Genomic DNA, 19473 nt, shown 5'->3' on the forward strand with positions numbered 1-19473 from the left:
TTATGGAACAAGGTAATTATTCAGTTGGATTGGATATTGGAACCACCAAGATCGTAGCGATCATTGGTAGGGAAAATGAGTATGGAAAAATTGAAATTTTGGGCACCGGACGATCAAAAAGTTTGGGTGTTCACCGCGGAGTGGTCAACAATATCACACAGACCATCTCGTCTATTCAACAAGCGGTAGAGCAGGCTGAATTGAACTCGGGGCTTAAAATTGGTTCTGTGGTGGTAGGAATTGCAGGTCAGCATATACGTAGCTTGCACCACAGCGATTATATCACAAGACCGAATTCGGAGGAAGTTATAGACAACGAAGATTTGGACAAATTGTGCAACCAAGTTTACAAATTGGTGATGCTTCCCGGTGAGGAAATCATCCATGTGTTGCCGCAAGAATATAAAGTGGACGGACAATCCGAGATAAAGGAGCCCGTGGGTATGTACGGTGGTCGATTGGAAGCCAACTTTCATGTGGTGGTCGGGCAAGTGTCCTCCATCAAAAATATAGGAAGATGTATCAAAAGTGCAGGATTGGACTTGGGCAACATCACTTTGGAGCCTTTGGCATCCGCTGATGCAGTTCTGAGTCAAGAAGAAAAAGAAGCAGGAGTCGCTTTGATAGATATAGGTGGTGGAACCACAGATCTTGCCATTTTCAAGGATGGTATCATCCGTCATACCTCCGTGATTCCGTTCGGCGGTAACGTTATTACCGAGGATATCAAGGAAGGTTGCTCCATCATCGAGAAGCAGGCCGAACTATTGAAAATAAAATTTGGTTCCGCTTGGCCAGGAGAAAACAAGGACAACGAGATTGTTTCCATTCCCGGTCTAAGAGGGCGTGAGCCAAAAGAAATCACGCTAAAAAACCTCTCCAAGATTATCCACGCCCGTGTGGTGGAGATTGTGGAGCAGGTGTATGTGGAAATCAAGAACTACGGCCACGAGGAACAGAAGAAAAAATTGATTGCTGGAATTGTGCTTACCGGAGGAGGTAGTCAATTGAAGCATTTGAAGCAATTGGTGGAATACATTACCGGTATGGACACAAGAATCGGTTATCCCAATGAGCATCTTGCCGGCGACTCGGACGAGGAAGTTGCGAGCCCACTTTACGCAACCGCTGTGGGATTGTTAATGAATTCCCTAGAGGCCAAGAAGAAAAATCGTATCGAGCACCATGAAGAAGAGATGCCCGAAGAAGAGGTTTTGGTAGGACAAGAAAACGATATGGGCCCCAAGGCTACAGCTTCGGCTACAGCCACCCATACGGATAGAAAATCCATTTTTGACAAATGGTCGGAAAAGTTGAAGGACTTTTTGGACAACGCAGAATAATAACCCCATAAGAGAAATACAACTGTCATGAGCAAGAACACTGAATTTGACAATATCGCTTTTGATTTGCCCAAGAACAAAAGCAACGTAATTAAAGTTATCGGAGTAGGCGGAGGTGGTAGCAATGCTATCAATCACATGTTCCAAGCCGGTATCAACGGAGTGGATTTTGTAATCTGTAACACCGATGCACAAGCCTTGCAAAATAGTGCCGTGCCCAATAAAATCCAGTTAGGGGTCTCCCTTACAGAAGGACTTGGTGCAGGAGCCAATCCCGATGTTGGTGAGCAGGCCGCTTTGGAAAGCATGGAAGATTTAAAAGCCATGTTGGACAACAACACAAAAATGGCCTTTATCACTGCCGGAATGGGCGGTGGAACGGGTACGGGTGCAGCCCCGGTTATAGCAAAAATCGCCAAGGAAATGGATGTTCTTACGGTGGGTATCGTTACCATGCCGTTCCAGTTCGAAGGTGCCATGCGTAACAAACAAGCACAGATCGGAATCGAGAAATTGCGTGCGAACGTGGATTCCTTGATCGTGATCAACAACAATAAACTTAGAGAAGTTTACGGTAATCTTGGGTTTAAGGCCGGTTTCTCTAAAGCGGATGAAGTATTGGCCACTGCGGCAAGGGGTATCGCAGAGGTGATTACGCACCACTACACACAAAACATTGACCTTAGGGATGCCAAGACGGTACTTTCCAACAGTGGAACCGCCATTATGGGGTCTTCGGCCGCTTCAGGGTCGTCAAGGGCTACCGAAGCCATTATGAAGGCACTGGATTCACCATTGTTGAACGACAACAAAATCAATGGGGCCAAAAATGTATTGTTGCTCATCGTATCCGGTTCGCAGGAAATCACTATTGATGAAATCGGGGAAATCAACGATCACATCCAAATTGAGGCCGGTCATGGAGCCAACATCATTATGGGTGTCGGTGAAGATGAAAGCCTTGGTGAGGCCATTGCCGTTACGGTAATTGCAACCGGTTTTAATGTAGATCAGCAAGATAATATCGTAAATACCGAATCCAAAAAAGTATTCTATACTTTGGAGGATGAACAGACCGCAGAGCAGGATTTGACCCCTGAATCTACGTCGGTTCAAGAAGTAAAGGTTGAAAAAGCACCAGAACCAGAGCCCACCCCTGAACCAGAACCCAAGGTGGTAAAGCATACATTGGAGATTGATGAAGAACCGGAAGTAAAGCAAACCGTCGCTCCAAAAGTTGAAGTGAAGGACCCGAACCTTATTCCGACAACCAACTACATCAGAAACTTTAATGTGTTCTATGAGGAGGTTATTGCCGATAAAGTGGATGATGATTTTGTAATCATCGAGGCCAAAAATGTCATCAACAACTTTGATGTTATCGATGCAGAGGTAGTATCATCCAAAAGCAACGAAGACCAATTCACCTTGAGTTTTGATATGCCTTTGAACAATGATGAAGCTGAAGAAGAAGAGGAAAAGGAACATACCGTGACTTTCAACTTGGATGATGATGGTTTAGGTGATGTGGAGGTGAACGATTATGTAGAGGTAAAACCTGTTCTGGAATACAAAAAAGAAGGTGAAACCCGATATGATCTCCAAGAATATATGGAATTGGAGGAAAAGTTGACAGGAGCCAAGTCCAAAGCAGAGACCCACGAACCAAAGATGGTCGAAAATGAGCTTGTTTTTGAGAAGAAGACGGTACAGGTAGAAGAAAGGAAGGAAGCCAAAGCTCAAAACGAGGAAACTATGGCCAGCTTAGACCCTATGAACAGTTCTATAAGTGATATTTTAAAAGATCGTGCGGATGAGCGCAGGAGAAAACTAAAAAACTTCAATTACAAGTTCCAAAACAATAGGAACAGTATTGATGAGATTGAAAAACAACCTGCATACAAAAGACAGGGGGTTGACTTAAACGACGTTCCGCGCGAACAAAAAGTTTCCAGAACCTCTTTGGGAGAGGACAGCAACGATGATTTACAGTTGCGTTCCAACAACTCCTTTTTACACGATAATGTTGATTAGTAGTGTTTAAATTAACATCCATTTTAATGGAAAGCATAAACCCGGAAGTACAGAAACTTTCGGGTTTATTTTTTATCTTCGCGAACTAAAATCAGAACAGATGAATTTGCAAGACAAGGTGATGACAGAAATGAAGGCCGCAATGAAGGCAAAGGATACCGTTGCCTTGGAATCTTTGCGAGCAGTTAAATCAGCTATCTTGTTGGCTAAGACCGATAAAGGTGCAGGGGCCGAATTATCTGAAGACGATGAAATTAAATTGGTTCAAAAGTTGGTGAAACAGCGCAAGGATAGTGCAGCGATATACCAAGAGCAGGGTCGAGAAGATCTAGCCGAACCAGAATTGGCTCAAGTTGCCGTTATAAAAAAGTTTTTGCCCGAACAACTTACCGAAGAGGAAATAGAAAAAGTAGTGGTGCAGACCATTGATGCTGTTGGTGCTTCCGGTATGCAAGATATGGGCAAGGTAATGGGAATTGTTTCCAAAGAATTGGCCGGACAGGCGGATGGGAAGACCATTTCTGCCATTGTCAAGGCAAAATTGAGTTCATAATTAGTTAAGAATGGCCCAGTAGTTCAACTGGATAGAATATCAGATTTCGGCTCTGAGGGTTGGGGGTTCGAATCCTCCCTGGGTCACTAAAGGGGATTTTCTGCAAATCGAGTGGAAATCCCCTTTTTCTTTACCCTTCAAATCCCCTGTAAACAAAGAGATTGCGCCAAAAATCTCATTGACCCGAAAAGTTCGAACTTGCTTATTTTTGAAGTCATAACCAATCCCGTCTGGGAACACCATATATTGTATGGCCCTTTTGGTTTCCAAATCGCCTAACTTCCACAATTCAGGAAGGTTACAGGCATAATCAAGTGCCAATTTTACGGACTTTTTGAGGTTCGAACTATTTATTCCCCCATTTTCCAATTTCATCTCCAGTTCCCTTTGCTCGGCTTTCAGTTCCGGCATGAAAAGGTCGTACTGGGACTTTGTAATCTCGTTCAGCAAGACATATCTTCTCTCCAATGTGTCCATCCTTTCTTTAAGTTGGCCGAGTTCTTTGGTCAACCGCTTTTGATCCTCAAGTGCCTCTTGGTTTTTATCGATCAAGGTATCGTGTATGATATCGGTCAAAGGTCCGATATACTTTTTGTCGGCCAGTGTAAACCTGCCCAATACGTTCAGGAACTCTTTATGGAGCTTATTGGCACTTCTGTTCTCCTTGCTGCCCTTACGCCTGTTCTTGTAATAGTACAGGCCCTTTTTCTTGACTATATATCCGGTGTAGGGCGTTCCGCAGACCGAAGATCTGACAAACATCTTCAATGGTAGGTTTTCGTCATCGAACGAATATTTCTTCGGTGGCTCACCTGCATGGAGGAGATTGTGGATCTTGAGAAACATTTCTTTCGATATGAGGGCCTCGTGTTTCCCTTGGATCACTTCACCGGGAATAAGACTGTTCACGATAAGTCCACAATAGAACGGGTTTCTAAAAAGGTCCGTCAATCTTTTTGCATGTATATTCAGGCCCTTTTCTTTCAGCCGCTTAGCAATCTCGACATGGGACATATTAGAATTTGCTTTCCATAAAAAAGCCTGTTTGAGCAATCTTCCTTCCCCTGAAATCACAAAATTCGGGATCTTCCCTTTACCGGGATTCGTATTGGTGTATCCAAATGGGTAGGCTCCTGTCCAATGTCCCCTTCGCAGCTTCTCCCGCATTCCCGTAATGGATTTGTCCCTACGGATCTGGTTGTCGAAGTGGGAGAACATATGGTACAGGTTTTCCTGGAACGTACCCGCACTTGTGGTCACATCGATTTCCTGGGTGGCCGAAATAACGGCCACCCCCTGCTTTTTTAACTGTTCGCTGATATAGGCACCGTTCGCACCCGTCCGTGAAAACCTGTCATAGGAATAGACGATGATATAGCCGATGTTCTTTCTCCTTTTGACATAGCTGAGCATCCTTTGGAACTCCCTGCGCTCATCGCTCTTTGCGGATTCATAGGTTCCCCCGAAATATTCCAATACCTCCAATTCTTTTCTGATTGCATATTCCTGGCAATATTTAAGTTGGGTGCTGAGACTGGCATTGTTGTCAAATTGCTCCTTACTGGAAACACGGGTGTAGATGACCGCCGTGTTGTTCTTTCCTATGATCCTTCCCTTTTCCCTTTTCGCAAATTGACCGAATACCTCTAAGTTCATATGTTCTCTTTTTGGACTATGTTATCAGTTTTTTAGGTTGTTCAAAGATTTCCTCGGTATTGCCCCTTGTCATGGACAATCCATCAAGCCAAATCTGTTCATTTTCCACACTTCAGTATGAAATGCCCTTGTTACTCTTTCTTCCGTTTTTGATACCCAGGTTGAAATTCTTCGAAAGGTTTTTTTTTTGAGCTATTTCCTTTTGCATCCTTTTGATGGAGGTATCATAAAAGAAGTTGATTATCGGCAACATATTGTTGTGCTTCTCCGAAGCTTTGAGGGCATCGATATAGTTTTGCCTTTCCTCCTTCAAAATGATCACATGGGGATGTTTGAATTTCTCCAGAATAAAATTGGATATCAACCGGCCCACCCTTCCATTGCCATCGGGAAAGGGATGGCTGTAAATGAACATTTTATGGAATATGGCGCTCAACTCCAAAGGGGGCACTTTTTTGTCTCTGATCGCATCGTCAAAACTGGCCAAAAGCTTTGGCATGTTCGCTACGGCCCTTTTTGTATCACGAAATACGGTATCGCCGGCGGCCATTTGGGTCTTGGCATATTCCCCGGGCCTATGCCCTTTATATGGCAAAGTATTTTTGGTGGCTATTCTATGGATAGTTTTGACAAAGGATTCGTTCAATTCGGAACCATGGTTTTCCAGCATATGACCGTACGCATCGAAATGATCCATTATTTCGAAGGCCTCCAGTAAAGTCTTGTTGACAAGGTTAACGGCATATCCCTTTTCCTTAAGCTCCCTGGTATCGTCGACACTGAAGCTATTGCCCTCAATGCCACAACTATGGGCCGAGAACAGGATTTCATTGTATCTTTTGAAATCATCTGCATCAAAGGCCGATACGATGGTTTCATCGTATTCCTCCCTCAATGAATCGTATTCTTTTCTGATCGTTACAAACGGATCCTTTCCTTCCATCACTTATTCAAACTTTATGATATTAAGGCAATCGTCAATGAAATGACAAGAATTGCCCTTGGGTCGTGGACTGCTCTTGAACTGTCCTTCAAATATCCAATAATTGTTTCCAGTACCCGTCCGATCATTGGTCATTTATATTCAAAAGATAAATGATATTCCACGGTCTTTTGATTTGGAACGTTTTTGCTCCTTGCTCAAAATCCCTATTTCCCGTTCAAAATATTTTTTTGCTTGATTTAACATAAAATTCCTGAATATTGAAATGTCCTCGCTTCTCCTTGTGTTTTCCAGGGCATCAAAATACTGTCTCCTGTCTTCCGGAAAAACTACCGTCATAGGGTGGTCATGAAAAAGTTGCACATAGTTCATCAATAATCTGGAGAGCCTTCCATTGCCATCGGCAAAGGGATGTATCGAGACCATCTGGAAATGGATGTCAAATGCAAGTAGGTTGCTGCCGACAAAGTCCTTTTTCCCATTGATGGTCAATGACAGTTCCCGCATTAGGCGATCGACCTCTCCGGGAACTTTGTGATCCATAAAGATCCTATCCTCATTTCTGACAGTCGCCTTTCTGAAATCCCCTTTGGACGAATCAAAATCCCCGGCCATGGTCGATATCTTGGAGCCGGTTCCTTTCATTATAATTGCCGATAGCTCCCGGATATCCTTGCTTTCAAGGATTTTTTTGGATTTGGCCCACTCGATGATCAGCTTGAGGGCCTTGAGATGGTCCGTGGCCATTAGGGAGTGTTCCAATGGACGGTTGTTGGGCGTCAGGCCTTTGTCCAGCAAAATGAACGTTTCCTCCAATGAGAGGGTCGACCCTTCGATCACGGTGCTGTGATGGGTAATGGCATATTGGTTGAACTTGTCGTAGTCCAGAACGCCCTTGGACAGTTCCAGGTACCTCTCCTTTATATCGATCAGCTCTTTAAGGTCATTTCTCATGGCTCCATCTTTTTTATGGCAATCTAATTTAAAACTTTATCCCTGTTCTTTGCAAAAAAGTCAAAAGCCTTTTTGATCGGTACGTTCATGCTCTGTTCTTTGGACATGGCCGCAGACTATATCGGCCAGTTGTTTGAGTTGCTCCACAATCTTTTCCGCTTCTTCCTCCGAACAATCCTCAAAACCATTAAATGTCTTGAGCCATGTACTGTTGAATGTTCTGTTTTTCCGCTTTAGCTCGATTATCGGGTTTGACATTTCCATTAAATAGCAATAGCTCCTGAATCTTGAAGGTCACTACCGTATTTGTAAAGCAGGCTTTAATTTACCTTTTTTAACTATTTAAATCCAGTATCGGATGACAATTTTATCCCTTGAATATCAATGGTTGGTTAACTTCTTTTAGTTTTTACTGGAGAGAGGACTTTTTTCCTGAATATCCTGTTCACACAGACAATCTTACCATTGCTTTGTTTGATCTCCAGGTTTTGAAAATCATGTTGTTTCAACATATCAATGATACGCTCCCCTGTGTCCAATCGTTCCAGACCTTCAATGGCATCGACCTCCCCATTTTTGATGATCAGTTTGATGGATAGGAACCTTTTGCTGCGTACCATTTCCAATACCTGGATCTCGGAAGGGGACAATCCTGAAAGTTTTTGCTTGTTGTTGTTTTCCATAAGTTCAAGTTTTATAGGCCCAGCCCTTTCCTTTTCTTCTTTCTTTTGGACTTTTTCCTCGCACCATGGCCATTGAGTTCCAGTTTAAAAGGGGTCCAATCCGTTTCATTGGCCAAAGGCCCGGTCATTCCATTTCCCTTAATTTCTCCCACATGACCTTTTGATTGTTGAGCAGGATCTTCAGAGCCTTTTGAAGCTCCCTCACTTCTTGGCTCAGGTTTGATTGCCGTTCCAAGGTTTCCTTCGCCAACTCTATCAGCTCCCCGTTCTTTTCCATTAGTTGATAGTATAACTGAACGGTCTCTGTCTTGCCCATAATCGATTTGTTTTACGATACTGTTCCATGAATATTTTTTGCCGAGCGTACTGCCTTTGTACACTATGCCCTGATAGTTGAACGATATGCCCGAGACCCTGCCCGTGGTCTTGCTTATGTTGAATCTTGGCGAGATATTCTGCTCTTGTAGCAACTTGATGAATTCCGTTGGATCCGCTGCCCTTGAAATTGCCGAACCGATTCTCTTTTGGAGTATCAGTTTGATGGGCAGATTACCCGTTCTCAGGGTTTTCTCGATTTCTCTTTGGTCAAGTGATTTTATTGAACTAACATTTGTCGAAATTTGGGTCAGGCCATATTTCTTTTCCAGATTATTGAGCACTTCCCGGCTTCTTCTTTTGATGTTGCTGTCACTTACCAATCTGCCCGAATACCTGACCCTGTTGGCCACTATATGGATATGTTCGTGTTGAGTATCCGTATGGCGGTACATGATGAACTGGTTGTTATCGAAACCCATTTTCATCAGATAGTCGCATCCCAATGAAGCAAATTCTTTATCGTCCAATTGGTCAGAGTACGGCAGGTTCAAGGAAACATGGAGGACCGCATTGCCAAGTCCCGGACGCAATTGCCTGATCAGATTGAATTCCTGTGCCATGTTTACCGCTGTGGATTGTCCGATATTGGAATCGATCACATATCCGACCCCTTCTTCCACCTTCTTTTCATTGTAGGCCAGAACTCCGTAAAAATCCTTTCCTATGGTTATCTTACCTATCATGGTTGGTGATATTTGATTTGAGCTGTTGCAACAGCATTTTTACCTCCTCCAATTGTTTAATGATATTGAACGGGTCACGGATACCTGAGTTCGAGACCCTGGCAAGTTGGTTCAGGTTGTTTCCCACCCGGCTCAGCTCGACAAACAGTTTCCGGTCCAACGGATCTACCTTTTTCTTTGGCAGGGATTTTCCTGTACATTTTCTTCGGATATACTCGGCAACGGACAGCCCTATGGTCTCTGCATTATTGGTAATGATCACGTATTCTCTTTGTGAAACCCTAAAGGCGATGACAATCGTCCTTTGTTTTGATATGTCCTTTTTAGGTCTTGCCATTTTCTATGGTTTTGGTATTGTTCTAAAGGTCATTTGTAAACGAAGTGCGCAGTTTTTGTTTACAAAAACACAACTTGCTTCGTGACCTCCGATCAACTATATGGCAAACCTATAATCTATGGATTGTTTGCAGGGGTTTTGCCGTACATGGACTTTTGTACGGCAAATCGTTGAAGGGTCTTTTCAGAAGAGAAATAAAAAAATGTACTGAACTTGAACCAAGGATTTCCATGGAAAGAGGGAAACCGGTCAATACGTTCCTTTGGACGGAATTTTCCATATTAGATCAATGGTCCGATTTTCGTCCCAAGTCATATTGAACACGGGGCCATGGGCCGGACACCGGGATATTTCGTATATTTGATATAGAAAGAGCCATGAAAAAGTCGCACAACATAGCACCGTCCAAAGGAAAGAACCTAAAGGGTTACTTTCCCGGACCTGTATTTTGGGATGTCGACCCCAGCGTGCTTGATGTGGAAAAGGACAAGATCTTTATCATCGAAAGGGTACTGTCCCGCAATATGGGGGACCCACAATATTTTGAGCTTCTCGAAAGACTGTATCCGATAAGTGACATTGTCCGGTGCGCGAAAAGGAGCGAACAGATTCGGGGGAACAGCAGTATCAGGGCCGTGGCCGAACGTTATGGCATCAGACCGGACCATATGAAGAACTACAATCCTTCCTTTGGATAATGGCCGTCGACCAAGCCGTTTCGGACGAGCTGAAAAGCGTCATCGTCCAATTGATGCAAGCAGATTATTTAAGGGACTTTAACCTTGGAGGTGGCACCAACCTCGCTATCCGGCACAATCATAGGGTCTCCACGGACATCGACCTCTTTTCCCAAGGTGTGGTCGGGGTCGAAAGATTGAGGGCAATAAGTGCCTATTTCAGATCGACCTTCAAAGACGGGCTTTTAGGCCTCTTGGAGGAAAACTTCGGGGACAATCAAATGGCCTTTCTCAGGGTGAACGTACAAAGGAACGGGGTCCCGATCAAAATAGACATCATCCAAAATATTCCATTGCTCCATCCCATAGAAACATTTGACAACATTAGATTGATCAATGAACTCGACATCGGGGCATTGAAATTGGTGTCGGCCGTAAATCGCGGGACCCAAAAGGATTTTGGGGACCTTTTGTTGCTCTGTGGACTGTATTCCCTTGAAAGACTGCATACCGAGCTTATGAAAAGGGAAAGTATGTTCATCGGTAAAGAGTTTGGCACCATCTTCAACGTTGAGGGACTTCCCAGCGGTTTGGCCGGTGACCTGTCCGCCCTGGGCAATTTCAACAGGGCAACGGACCGAAAAAGTGAAAGCAACCGTCTTATCTTAACGGAAAATTCCATTATCCCGGGTTCTTGGCCCGAACTTGGCCTAAGATGGGCAGGGATCGTCGAGGCATATGCAAAGTCGAAAGGCTTGCGTTTTACTCCTCCTTCCAGAAAAAGGAGGTGGAAAAACAAAGGGATCGGTCTTTAAAAAATCCATCTTATAGTTGACAGTTCCCATTTTTGAAAGTTTACGCCGATACGTTTTTCCTTGATCTATTCTAACCTTTGTAGGAATGAAAAGTGGAAAGGGAGAAAAAAACAAAAGGAGTATGGCATCCAGGTGGATAAGCCGGGTAAACTGACCCACCTTCGCCGGATGAAACTGACCATGGCAAATGGACTGCCCAGATTTGATCTATCCTTGGGTTAAACTTAGTTTTTATTTTTCAATTTTCTTCTCATTGATTCGCCTTTTATATCTATTCTGTGTGCCGTGTGCACCAAACGGTCGAGGATGGCATCGGCCAGTGTTCTCTCCCCGATAATGTCGTGCCACTTTGATACGGGCAATTGTGATGCTATTATAGTGGATTTCTTGCCGTGCCTGTCCTCGATGATCTCCATAAGTGCATGCCTATTGATGTTGTCCAATGGCTTAAGGCCGAAGTCATCCAAGATGAGCAAGTCCTGTTTTTCAAGTTTGTTTATTTGTTTTGGATAGGAACCGTCGGCCTTTGATGTCTTGAGCAGGGTAAAGAGCTTTGCGGTATTGAAGTACATCGTTTTTGACCCCATGGAACAGGCCTGGTGGCCGATGGCCGAGGCCAGGTAACTTTTGCCCACGCCGGTACTGCCGGTAATAAGTATGTTCTCCCTTTTTTGGATGAACCCGCAGGAACCTAGCCGCCGGACCAGGTTCTTGTCCAGTTGGCGCGACGGTCGGTAGTCGATGGCCTCCATGACGGCCGTATACCTGAACCTTGCGGACTTGGTCAATCGCTCTATCCTACGGTTATGGCGGTCGTCCCATTCGTTCTGGACGAGATAGGCGATCAGTTCATCGTTGGTGTAACCGGTCGACGGACCGCCGGTCTCCATTGTTGTGGTGAAGGCCCTGTGCATTCCATAGAGCCTCATTTCTTTCATCAATTGCATTGTTTTTTCGTTCATATGTCCTGTTTTTAATATTGTTCTATTCGTAGTATTTTCCTCCCCTTATGTTGTTGTGCTCGGGCATTTCCATATCCCCGTCCATACGTTCATCGATCTGGTCCCATCCCTTTTTCAGGATGCGCTCGACCATATTGTAATTGTACGCACCATATTCCGAGGCACGTTTGCACGCATTCTCAAGACGTTCCCTTCCGTACTTTTTGGCAAGGTGGAGTACGCCCAGACAGGATTTATAGGATTGTTCGGGGTGTTGCTTCTTCTCCAGGATGGCAATGATGTACCCTTTACAGTGTCCGCCGATATTGCCTGCCCAATCGATGAACCTCTCACTGCTCCATTCGCTTACGAACCTGTGGTGCGAGGGCATATGGTCGGCCAAGGTGGTATAGCCGTATTTTTTCCTGTCCCTTGTATGTACGGCGAACCTTTCGTGCTTATGGTAGATCTCGACGATGTTATCGGTATAGACCAGCTTGACCTGTTTGCCTATATGTCTATAGGGCACGCTGTAATAATGCTTGTCCTTCCCAAAATAGATATGGCTGTTCTTGTGCACGGTGGCCTGGGCATAGCGTTTTACCTCATAGCGTTTCGCCGGTAACGGCATCAGTTCGCCCTTCTCGATCTCCATAAAAAGCGAACACCTGGAATATTCCCTTCCCCTGAACGACATTGCGTTGTGTTTTTCCAACAGTTCCCTTATCGCGATGTTGATATCGGTCATGCTATGGAAGACCTGGTTCCGTAAAGGGGCGAACACCCTGGTGTAGATTATCTTCACGGCGTTCTCCACTATGGCCTTGTCCCTTGGCCTATAGGTACGTGTGGGCAGTACTGCCGTTTCGTAGTGTTCGGCAAAGTCGGCGAACACCTCGTTGACCTTGGGCTCGTAACGGCTGCTCTTGGTAACCGCCGACTTAAGGTTGTCCGGCACCAAGGCCTTTGGTACGCCGCCGTAGAACCATAGTGCGTTCTCGGTGCAGCGGATGAAGTCCTCCAGTTTTTGGCTTGCACAGGCCTCTACATAAGTGTATTGGCTGCTACCGAGTATACACACGAACACCTCCAGTTCCTTCAGTTCACCGGTGTCCCTGTCAACAATATGGAGTTTCTTTCCCGTGAAGTCTATAAAGAGCTTGTCGCCGGCCTTGTGCTCCATGTGCATTACCGGAGAGGTCTCCTTGCGCCATTCGGCGTACCAATACTTGAACTGTGAGAGCTTGAAGCCATCGGGGTGCTTGGCATAATATTCTTCCCATAACAATTGTCTGGTCACCCCGGTCTTGCGAAGCTCTTTGTCAAAATAGGGAAAGTACTGCCTTAAGGTCAGCAAACGTTGGCTCTTGCGCTTTTGCCCGTCCTTAAAAAGGTTGTGGAGTTCCTCTAGGGTCATCTTCTCCACTTCGTAGGCGGTAAAACGGTACCGCCTGAAGAATTCGATGTACTTCCTGACCGTGACACGGGATATGCCCAATTGTTGGCTTATCCCACGCTTGCTCGTACCGGAGGTGTACAGTTTGTAAATCAGTTTTGTTTTTCGCATGTCTATCTGCTTGTTCGCCATGGTGCTTTTTAACAAAAAAAGCACTTAGACTTTTTACAGATAGATCTAATCTAAAGGTGGGTCACTTTGGCCCGGCGGGGGTGGGTCACTTTCGTCCGGCCAGCTATGGTCACTTTAACCCGGCGAGGGTGGTATACTATGTCCGGCGTTTCCAAATCCAGTATTTTGATGACAATTTTTAATTTTTTTGGGTATCTACATACAGAGGAATTCGTTTCTACGAATTTATAGTAATTCGGAAATTTTGCTCTATTACGTTTTTGAGTTAGTTTTACAGAGCAAAGTAAAGGCCCCAATCGAGTACTTCAAAATGGGTCTAGGACTAGAATCAGGCTAAAGATTCGAAGTGTGCGAAAGCATCCGAATCAAAAAGGTTGGTGTCGGTTTTCTGATATAAATATTTTGCTTTTCTTCTTAATAAGCTCTAATATTCCCAAGTGGTCTTCGGCTTCTATGAGATCAACAAAATTGGAATCAGCGAGACAATAAACGAAAAATTGTTCTTTTTTTGAAAAGGGGATTTTTAATTCCTGCAATCGAAGGGAATCGTTGAACAAATACTCAAACTCCTCTAATTTAATAGTTTGTTCATTTTGTTCTACCAATTTTTTTAGCTTTTTGGTTCTCCCCGATGCTCTATTTAGAATTTTATGCAGATTGATGCTAATTCCCAATCCAAAGTAGTGTCCATACAAATTAACAAACTTTCCATTATCAGCTTCAAACAGTTTTCGTTCATATTGGGAAAGGACCCTCACATCGGCATTGGGAAGCCCCAAAGAAGAAGCATCAACATTTTTTGATAACCTTAATGCTGAAATGTCCTTGTCCAAGATTCCAGTCAGATTATATGGTCTTACAACCACTTCTTCCAATTCGTTGATAAGCTCCTCTAAATCTATCCTCAAATGGTTGGAGGATAAAATATCCTCTGTTACAACCAGATATTTATGCTTTAGTTGAACAGATGAAAATAATAGTGTATCCTTTGATATGACACCTATAGAAAAACGTCCATACGAATCGGTTATGGTCCCTCTCTTGCTAGTAAGGTTTAGAATGTGTACGCCTTCAACCTCAGTGTTAAGGCTTTTGACCGTGCCATTTAAAATAAGTCGAGTCTCTTGACCAAATCCGAAAGAGATTGTGAAGAGTAAAGCAAAAAAAATTATATGTTTACTATAGGTTTTCATTTTTTTTGTCGCTCCTTTATATATGAAAATAGAAAACTGAATACAGTAACATAAAAAATGATGGGTAATATAAACCTATACAAATCCGAGAATTTTGGTCTTGAGCGTCTTGAAAATACCTCTGATAAATAAGTAAAAACATTTTCCGGGAATTTTATTATACCATTCGAATCATAAAGCAATATTCCGCCTAGTACAATTAATATAAGTATTTGACTCGTCAATGCATAAAATACCAAAAAAAAATCTTTGCCTCTCAAGTGACGAATAGATGTTTCATTTTGAAAAACCTTTTTTAAAATTTTATTTGATGCCATTCTTAGGTTTGGAACCCCAATCATATCAGATAATACCCAATATCCATCATAACGAAGGAAAGGGTTCAAATTAGCCAGCAATGACAATGATATGGCCGAGCTGTATACTAAATAATTGTTTGTCCGAGTTATAAAAAAAAATAAAACCAATATGGAGGCAATCAGTAATTCGATATAGATTCCAGATAGATTCACGATGATTCTTTTATTCGGTTTTAATTTCCATATATCTGAAACATCGGCAAACATCACTGGTGAAAGTAGGTAAAAACCGAATCCAATATCCCCAAATTTAGCACCAAATCGATGACAGGCGGCAGCATGTCCCATTTCATGGAAAAACAACACTGTACCTGCAAATAAAATATATAATGCCCATTGACCAAAGTTGAGATTTTCAAGACCTATTTTGATGGAGTTAAAATGAGCGATTAATGTTCCAAAAACGACCAAAGAAAAAATAGCCAGTAAAAAGTAAAATAATTTATCTGAGAACAATGGGGACATAAGCCTCACTATTGGCAATATGGTCTTATTCTTTAGCAATGTGAAACTTAGCTTTAAATAAGAGGGCTTTCCTATTTTCTTAATTTCAACATTTGCTGATTCTATAATCCCGTAAGTGGCCAAGGTACCAAATAATAAATTGTCAAGCAGATTGGCAGACACACCTTTGTGTATACCATAAAGTTCATTTATCTTTTGAAGATTCCGTTTACCGTCCACTAATTTAATTATATCCAAAGTATCTTTATTGACATTTATGCGATGTCCATATTCAGTTTGTTTTATGATAAACTCGTTCTTATCAAAAGGAAGGATTTCAATGTTCGGTGATAAAACAGGTATTTTGCTTTTAACGTCCATTTAGGCTCGACTTATAGTTTTCCAATGCAACAAAAGAGACAACAGAAGTGAACACCCCATTAAAGTCTTGCAAGACAATGTTTGTTCCTTTATTATCCTTTTTCCATCCATAGATTTGTTTTTCAGGATCTAATATATCCGGTGAGGGTATTCTCATAGAATAGTTTCCCCTCCATGAGCCATTTTCTAATTGGGCATTTAACAAAATTTCCGACAAAAGTTTATCAGGCAGATTATCATAATTAAAAATATGCTTGGACTTGATTCTGCTCAAAAGGCACAAGGCAACATAAAATATATTATGAGCCCCATCCTTGACAGGATTGGATTTTTTATTTAATTCATTGCAACAAAGGTTGAATATTTTTTTATTCATATTGATACAACATGCTAACACCAAGAAAGAAATTGCATAATCCCTGCTGGTCCACCAGTATGGTACTTCATCTAAATCTTCGATTTTATCAATTAGAAATGACTCCAATTTTCGTTTTTTATCATTATTAATGCCTAGCTGACAAAAAACTAAATATGCAACAGCGCTAACACAGAAATGTGAATTTAACCAACCTTCAACGTTATTAACTTCCTTGGTGTTTAGTGAAGCCAATAGCTCTTTTTCATTTCTATAGGTACAAAAACCTCCATCTTCATTTTGAAAACTGAACCATTCTTCAAGTTCGTCTTCACAGAAATCAGTTCCCAGACTATGTAAGGCAAGTATTGTGAAGGACGTAGAGTCTGCGTCTGGTATCCAGTTTGAATTATATCCCCATAAATTCTTTTCTTCATAGCGATTGGAAAGTAAAAACTCCTTTGATTTACTCAAATCAAAATGGGACTTGTACCAGTGAGATAAAAAATAGCATACAAAGGAAGTAGTCCAAACATTACTGTTCCCTGCATCATTAAAATAATCTGTCCAACTACCATCTTCTTCTTGAATTTCAAATAAATAATGTAAGACTTCGGAATTTTCTATTTTGCCTGAACCATTACTCGATCTATCAATATGTTTTGATTTCAAGTATTTATTAAATCTTATATATCCATTTATATTCAGGTTGTTTATTGTGATTGTATTTTGCATCCGCTGCAATTCATCCTTCCATCTGGGCGCTTTATAATCTCTCACAAATTCAAAGGCCCTTATAATATGTTCATAAGCCTTTAAGTATAGTTCTTCGGCCACACCTTCCAGATAAAGAAGCTTTTTTTGATCACCTAAACTATATGATTCAATGTCATCGACTCTCTTTTCTAAGTGGTTTTTTGAAATATTGAACTGCTGATTAATATAGTCTTCCTCATAATCTGAAACATCATCCAATATTTGAAAAGCAACATAAAAATCCTTGTGCGATTTAAGAACGTTTTGGTATTCATTTCGATAATGTTTCCCTGTAAGTACAAATAGTGCGTCTATCGCTATTTTTCCAAAAGAAGACTTGTAATCGCATAAAACCTCATATTCCGCAAACGAAGATATATTGTGGCTTTGCTTGTCCAATTTATAAGCCTTAACATATTCAAATTTTCTTTTGCCCCATATATCCCAAAATTCAGAATCAGTTTCAAAGAAAGTCGATAATATCTTGACAGTTTCCTCTTGGCAGATATTAATTGTTAGAAAGACGTTGAAATTCGATGTTTCCTTTTTGTTGTCAAAAATATCGTCCATCAAAATAATGGACCGATAGTAAAGAAATCCAGCGATTGACAACATATCCAACACCTCTTTATCAGAAAAATCGAAAGCTGAATTGAAAAGATATGGGTAATATAAATAGTAATCAGGGTTGTTCCGGATAAACTTTTGGTAGCAAATATTATCGATTACTTCCTTGGGATAGCCAAGCCCATTCAAGTATATCTGTACATTTTCAATCGCTTCTTTGAAAAGATTGTCATCTCTGTAATCAAAAAAATATTTTGTACTTATCAACCAATCACTGTTTATATAATTTTCTTAAAAATCAATTACGTAAATCCCTTATGTCCTTTAATATCTTTCTTTCCTCTTCACTAAAGAACATTGTATTGTTCTCATTCCAGCCTTCCAACTTTGGTATTGCAATAACTTGTTTGTTAAATCCTTCTTCAACATCGTAGTTAGTAGACAACTTTTTTGGTGATATGTGTTCTACAAGCGTCAATATATATTTGGCGTTTGAACTGTACCTGTAGCTTTCTTGGCCTAAAATGCCGTTCCTAACGTTGTCCACTTCAACAAAAGAAAGGAAGTATTTATCATGGACTTTACGATATTTTATCGTTGCTTTTGCCTCTATTAATATAAATACAGGCTTTTTTGATTTTTTCCCCTCAAGGGATGATGCCACAATCGCTTTAATTTTTTCTGGATCTTTTTGCGTTTCTATCTGAACAATTGCCATGGTTTCTCTTTCAATATAAATTTTACCCATATTGTTGTTATAGATATTGTCGTTTGATGGTGAGAACCCGATAATGAGAATAGGGTTTTCCCTAGATTCGATTTCTCCAACATATTTGAAAGTATAGTCTGAAAGATTGTCAATATCGAACATTCTGCTTTTTGAACGTACCATATCGGCGTTCCGAACAATCGTGGCTATGCCCCCAACGGCATCTAAATTTAGCTTTGTGTGGTTTTCTGTTCGACGACCCTGAATGATTTCTGCTTGATAGCCTTGGGGATTATTGTCTCCTTCATTATAAGTCATAAAGGAAACTTCGGTTAACATAGCGCCTTTTCCATCTTCCTGTACACTTTCACGATAAAAGCCATAAAGATTAAATGGATTCGATATTATATTCTGTGGGATGCTTTTAATAGCTTTTATTATAATATCCTTTGCGGTTTCTCCCCTAACAAAGACCTCCTCCAAACTGATAATATAAGGACTCAACCAAATTGTATCCTTTTTACTTAAGTTATTTTTTTTGATATTTTTTTTTCGATAAGCTAAATGAGAGAATTCTATATTATTGGATTCGACAAAATAATCAATTGAAAATTTCCCAACTTCGTTTGTGGTTGTTCCCTGACCTTTTTCATCAGTGATGTGGGCAAACTGTATTGGCTCCCTGGTCATCGAATCCAATACTATTTGAGAATGTAGATGAATACTCCCAAGAAAAAAGACAATAAAGTATATCTTTTTCATAAATCAGGCATCTTTTGGTAAATATTAAGACTAATTCGTTTAGAACAATATACATCTATTTGAATTATTTAGCTGAATTGCAACGAATTAATAAAGAAATTATATAGGATATTAGGGCAAAAGAAATCCGGATTCATTTATCATGAATCCGGATGACAAAAGTTTGATAGGTTTAGAAAGTGTAACTAGCTCCAATATAGCCTCTACAATCACCACTTGTACAAGCATAATTACTCTCGTTTTTCCACTTTGCCATCTCTAATCTTTGCTCTAGTTCTTCGACTTTGAAGTTTTTTAAATCCTCACTTTTGTTCATAATTATAGTTTTAGGTTAATGCAATAAAATGCCTTTCTATTTGTAG

The 19473-nt window shown here is 41.4% G+C and carries 19 protein-coding genes, 1 tRNA gene and 1 pseudogene; 7 read left to right on the top strand and 14 right to left on the bottom strand.

The annotated features are described in order from the left end of the window. Positions 1 to 2: 2 nt before the first annotated feature. The 5 genes from ftsA to K1F36_RS20120 all read left to right on the top strand — a co-directional run bounded on the left by ftsA (position 3) and on the right by K1F36_RS20120 (position 4704). A complete protein-coding gene (gene ftsA, locus K1F36_RS10105) occupies positions 3 to 1343 on the top strand; it encodes a cell division protein FtsA (protein WP_220113705.1) in 1341 nt (446 codons plus the stop codon). Positions 1344 to 1370: 27 nt separating this feature from the next. Next, positions 1371 to 3377 (top strand): cell division protein FtsZ, encoded by a 2007-nt coding sequence (gene ftsZ, locus K1F36_RS10110; protein WP_220113706.1) that lies wholly within the window; start codon positions 1371 to 1373, stop codon positions 3375 to 3377. A gap of 100 nt (positions 3378 to 3477) precedes the next feature. Continuing rightward, a complete protein-coding gene (locus K1F36_RS10115) occupies positions 3478 to 3930 on the top strand; it encodes a GatB/YqeY domain-containing protein (RefSeq protein WP_220113707.1) in 453 nt (150 codons plus the stop codon). Between the two features lie 12 nt (positions 3931 to 3942). After that, positions 3943 to 4016 (top strand) — tRNA-Arg (locus tag K1F36_RS10120). Between the two features lie 403 nt (positions 4017 to 4419). Beyond that, on the top strand, positions 4420 to 4704 hold the full coding sequence (locus K1F36_RS20120; protein WP_258539018.1) for a hypothetical protein: 285 nt from the start codon (positions 4420 to 4422) through the stop codon (positions 4702 to 4704). A 57-nt stretch (positions 4705 to 4761) separates the two neighbouring features. Here K1F36_RS20120 and K1F36_RS20125 read toward each other — a convergent pair. The 7 genes and pseudogenes from K1F36_RS20125 to K1F36_RS10155 form a co-directional block, all read right to left on the bottom strand. Continuing rightward, positions 4762 to 5586: pseudogene (locus K1F36_RS20125) on the bottom strand (recombinase family protein); the annotation flags it as partial. Between the two features lie 112 nt (positions 5587 to 5698). Further along, a complete protein-coding gene (locus tag K1F36_RS10130) occupies positions 5699 to 6529 on the bottom strand; it encodes a Fic family protein (protein ID WP_258539023.1) in 831 nt (276 codons plus the stop codon). A 141-nt stretch (positions 6530 to 6670) separates the two neighbouring features. After that, positions 6671 to 7483 (bottom strand): Fic family protein, encoded by an 813-nt coding sequence (locus K1F36_RS10135; RefSeq protein ID WP_220113709.1) that lies wholly within the window; start codon positions 7481 to 7483, stop codon positions 6671 to 6673. Between the two features lie 60 nt (positions 7484 to 7543). Then, positions 7544 to 7741, bottom strand: coding sequence for a hypothetical protein (locus tag K1F36_RS10140; protein ID WP_163636130.1), 198 nt, complete (start codon positions 7739 to 7741; stop codon positions 7544 to 7546). Positions 7742 to 7875: 134 nt separating this feature from the next. After that, the gene (locus K1F36_RS10145) at positions 7876 to 8166 is read right to left on the bottom strand and encodes a hypothetical protein (protein ID WP_220113710.1); all 291 of its coding nucleotides are present in this window, start codon (positions 8164 to 8166) and stop codon (positions 7876 to 7878) included. An 11-nt stretch (positions 8167 to 8177) separates the two neighbouring features. Continuing rightward, complete coding sequence (locus tag K1F36_RS10150; protein WP_220113711.1) at positions 8178 to 9227, bottom strand: relaxase/mobilization nuclease domain-containing protein; 1050 nt, start codon at positions 9225 to 9227, stop codon at positions 8178 to 8180. After that, the gene (locus K1F36_RS10155; protein WP_220113712.1) at positions 9217 to 9564 is read right to left on the bottom strand and encodes a plasmid mobilization protein; all 348 of its coding nucleotides are present in this window, start codon (positions 9562 to 9564) and stop codon (positions 9217 to 9219) included. Before K1F36_RS10155 ends, K1F36_RS10150 begins: the two co-directional genes overlap by 11 nt. 377 nt (positions 9565 to 9941) lie before the next feature. Here K1F36_RS10155 and K1F36_RS10160 point away from each other — a divergent pair, with 377 nt between their 5' ends. Beyond that, positions 9942 to 10262, top strand: a complete 321-nt coding sequence (locus K1F36_RS10160; RefSeq protein ID WP_163636113.1) for a DUF6922 domain-containing protein — start codon at positions 9942 to 9944, stop codon at positions 10260 to 10262. Beyond that, entirely contained in the window at positions 10262 to 11056 is a 795-nt protein-coding gene (locus tag K1F36_RS10165; RefSeq protein ID WP_163636112.1) for a nucleotidyl transferase AbiEii/AbiGii toxin family protein, read from the top strand. Before K1F36_RS10160 ends, K1F36_RS10165 begins: the two co-directional genes overlap by 1 nt. Before the next feature lie 224 nt (positions 11057 to 11280). On the opposite strand, the gene istB is transcribed toward K1F36_RS10165, so the two are convergent. The 7 genes from istB to K1F36_RS10200 form a co-directional block, all read right to left on the bottom strand. Further along, positions 11281 to 12018 carry an IS21-like element helper ATPase IstB gene (istB, locus tag K1F36_RS10170; protein ID WP_220113713.1) on the bottom strand — a complete coding sequence of 246 codons (738 nt, stop codon included), beginning with the start codon at positions 12016 to 12018 and terminating at the stop codon, positions 11281 to 11283. A 22-nt stretch (positions 12019 to 12040) separates the two neighbouring features. Continuing rightward, positions 12041 to 13585: an IS21 family transposase gene (gene istA / locus K1F36_RS10175; RefSeq protein WP_220113714.1), complete on the bottom strand. Its 1545-nt coding sequence runs from the start codon at positions 13583 to 13585 to the stop codon at positions 12041 to 12043. 365 nt (positions 13586 to 13950) lie between these two features. Then, positions 13951 to 14778 carry a carboxypeptidase-like regulatory domain-containing protein gene (locus tag K1F36_RS10180; protein WP_163636105.1) on the bottom strand — a complete coding sequence of 276 codons (828 nt, stop codon included), beginning with the start codon at positions 14776 to 14778 and terminating at the stop codon, positions 13951 to 13953. Continuing rightward, positions 14775 to 15962 (bottom strand): zinc metalloprotease, encoded by a 1188-nt coding sequence (locus K1F36_RS10185; protein WP_163636104.1) that lies wholly within the window; start codon positions 15960 to 15962, stop codon positions 14775 to 14777. The genes K1F36_RS10180 and K1F36_RS10185 overlap by 4 nt, the downstream gene beginning before the upstream one ends. Next, a complete protein-coding gene (locus tag K1F36_RS10190; protein ID WP_163636103.1) occupies positions 15952 to 17907 on the bottom strand; it encodes a hypothetical protein in 1956 nt (651 codons plus the stop codon). Before K1F36_RS10190 ends, K1F36_RS10185 begins: the two co-directional genes overlap by 11 nt. Before the next feature lie 31 nt (positions 17908 to 17938). After that, positions 17939 to 19111 (bottom strand): carboxypeptidase-like regulatory domain-containing protein, encoded by a 1173-nt coding sequence (locus tag K1F36_RS10195; RefSeq protein ID WP_163636102.1) that lies wholly within the window; start codon positions 19109 to 19111, stop codon positions 17939 to 17941. A 172-nt stretch (positions 19112 to 19283) separates the two neighbouring features. Continuing rightward, positions 19284 to 19427, bottom strand: a complete 144-nt coding sequence (locus K1F36_RS10200; protein ID WP_158657163.1) for a hypothetical protein — start codon at positions 19425 to 19427, stop codon at positions 19284 to 19286. Positions 19428 to 19473: the final 46 nt, after the last annotated feature.

Source organism: Flagellimonas abyssi, assembly GCF_019457905.1.
Lineage (GTDB): Bacteria > Bacteroidota > Bacteroidia > Flavobacteriales > Flavobacteriaceae > Flagellimonas > Flagellimonas abyssi.

Excerpts from the sequence above, each read along its gene's own strand:
- ftsA (WP_220113705.1), top strand. The coding sequence starts at position 3 with ATGGAACAAGGTAATTATTCAGTTGGATTGGATATTGGAACCACCAAG.
- ftsZ (WP_220113706.1), top strand. The coding sequence starts at position 1,371 with ATGAGCAAGAACACTGAATTTGACAATATCGCTTTTGATTTGCCCAAG.
- K1F36_RS10115 (WP_220113707.1), top strand. The coding sequence starts at position 3,478 with ATGAATTTGCAAGACAAGGTGATGACAGAAATGAAGGCCGCAATGAAG.
- K1F36_RS10130 (WP_258539023.1), bottom strand. The coding sequence starts at position 6,529 with ATGGAAGGAAAGGATCCGTTTGTAACGATCAGAAAAGAATACGATTCA.
- K1F36_RS10135 (WP_220113709.1), bottom strand. The coding sequence starts at position 7,483 with ATGAGAAATGACCTTAAAGAGCTGATCGATATAAAGGAGAGGTACCTG.
- K1F36_RS10140 (WP_163636130.1), bottom strand. The coding sequence starts at position 7,741 with ATGTCAAACCCGATAATCGAGCTAAAGCGGAAAAACAGAACATTCAAC.
- K1F36_RS10145 (WP_220113710.1), bottom strand. The coding sequence starts at position 8,166 with ATGGAAAACAACAACAAGCAAAAACTTTCAGGATTGTCCCCTTCCGAG.
- K1F36_RS10150 (WP_220113711.1), bottom strand. The coding sequence starts at position 9,227 with ATGATAGGTAAGATAACCATAGGAAAGGATTTTTACGGAGTTCTGGCC.
- K1F36_RS10155 (WP_220113712.1), bottom strand. The coding sequence starts at position 9,564 with ATGGCAAGACCTAAAAAGGACATATCAAAACAAAGGACGATTGTCATC.
- K1F36_RS10160 (WP_163636113.1), top strand. The coding sequence starts at position 9,942 with ATGAAAAAGTCGCACAACATAGCACCGTCCAAAGGAAAGAACCTAAAG.
- K1F36_RS10165 (WP_163636112.1), top strand. The coding sequence starts at position 10,262 with ATGGCCGTCGACCAAGCCGTTTCGGACGAGCTGAAAAGCGTCATCGTC.
- istB (WP_220113713.1), bottom strand. The coding sequence starts at position 12,018 with ATGAACGAAAAAACAATGCAATTGATGAAAGAAATGAGGCTCTATGGA.
- istA (WP_220113714.1), bottom strand. The coding sequence starts at position 13,585 with ATGGCGAACAAGCAGATAGACATGCGAAAAACAAAACTGATTTACAAA.
- K1F36_RS10180 (WP_163636105.1), bottom strand. The coding sequence starts at position 14,778 with ATGAAAACCTATAGTAAACATATAATTTTTTTTGCTTTACTCTTCACA.
- K1F36_RS10185 (WP_163636104.1), bottom strand. The coding sequence starts at position 15,962 with ATGGACGTTAAAAGCAAAATACCTGTTTTATCACCGAACATTGAAATC.
- K1F36_RS10195 (WP_163636102.1), bottom strand. The coding sequence starts at position 19,111 with ATGAAAAAGATATACTTTATTGTCTTTTTTCTTGGGAGTATTCATCTA.
- K1F36_RS10200 (WP_158657163.1), bottom strand. The coding sequence starts at position 19,427 with ATGAACAAAAGTGAGGATTTAAAAAACTTCAAAGTCGAAGAACTAGAG.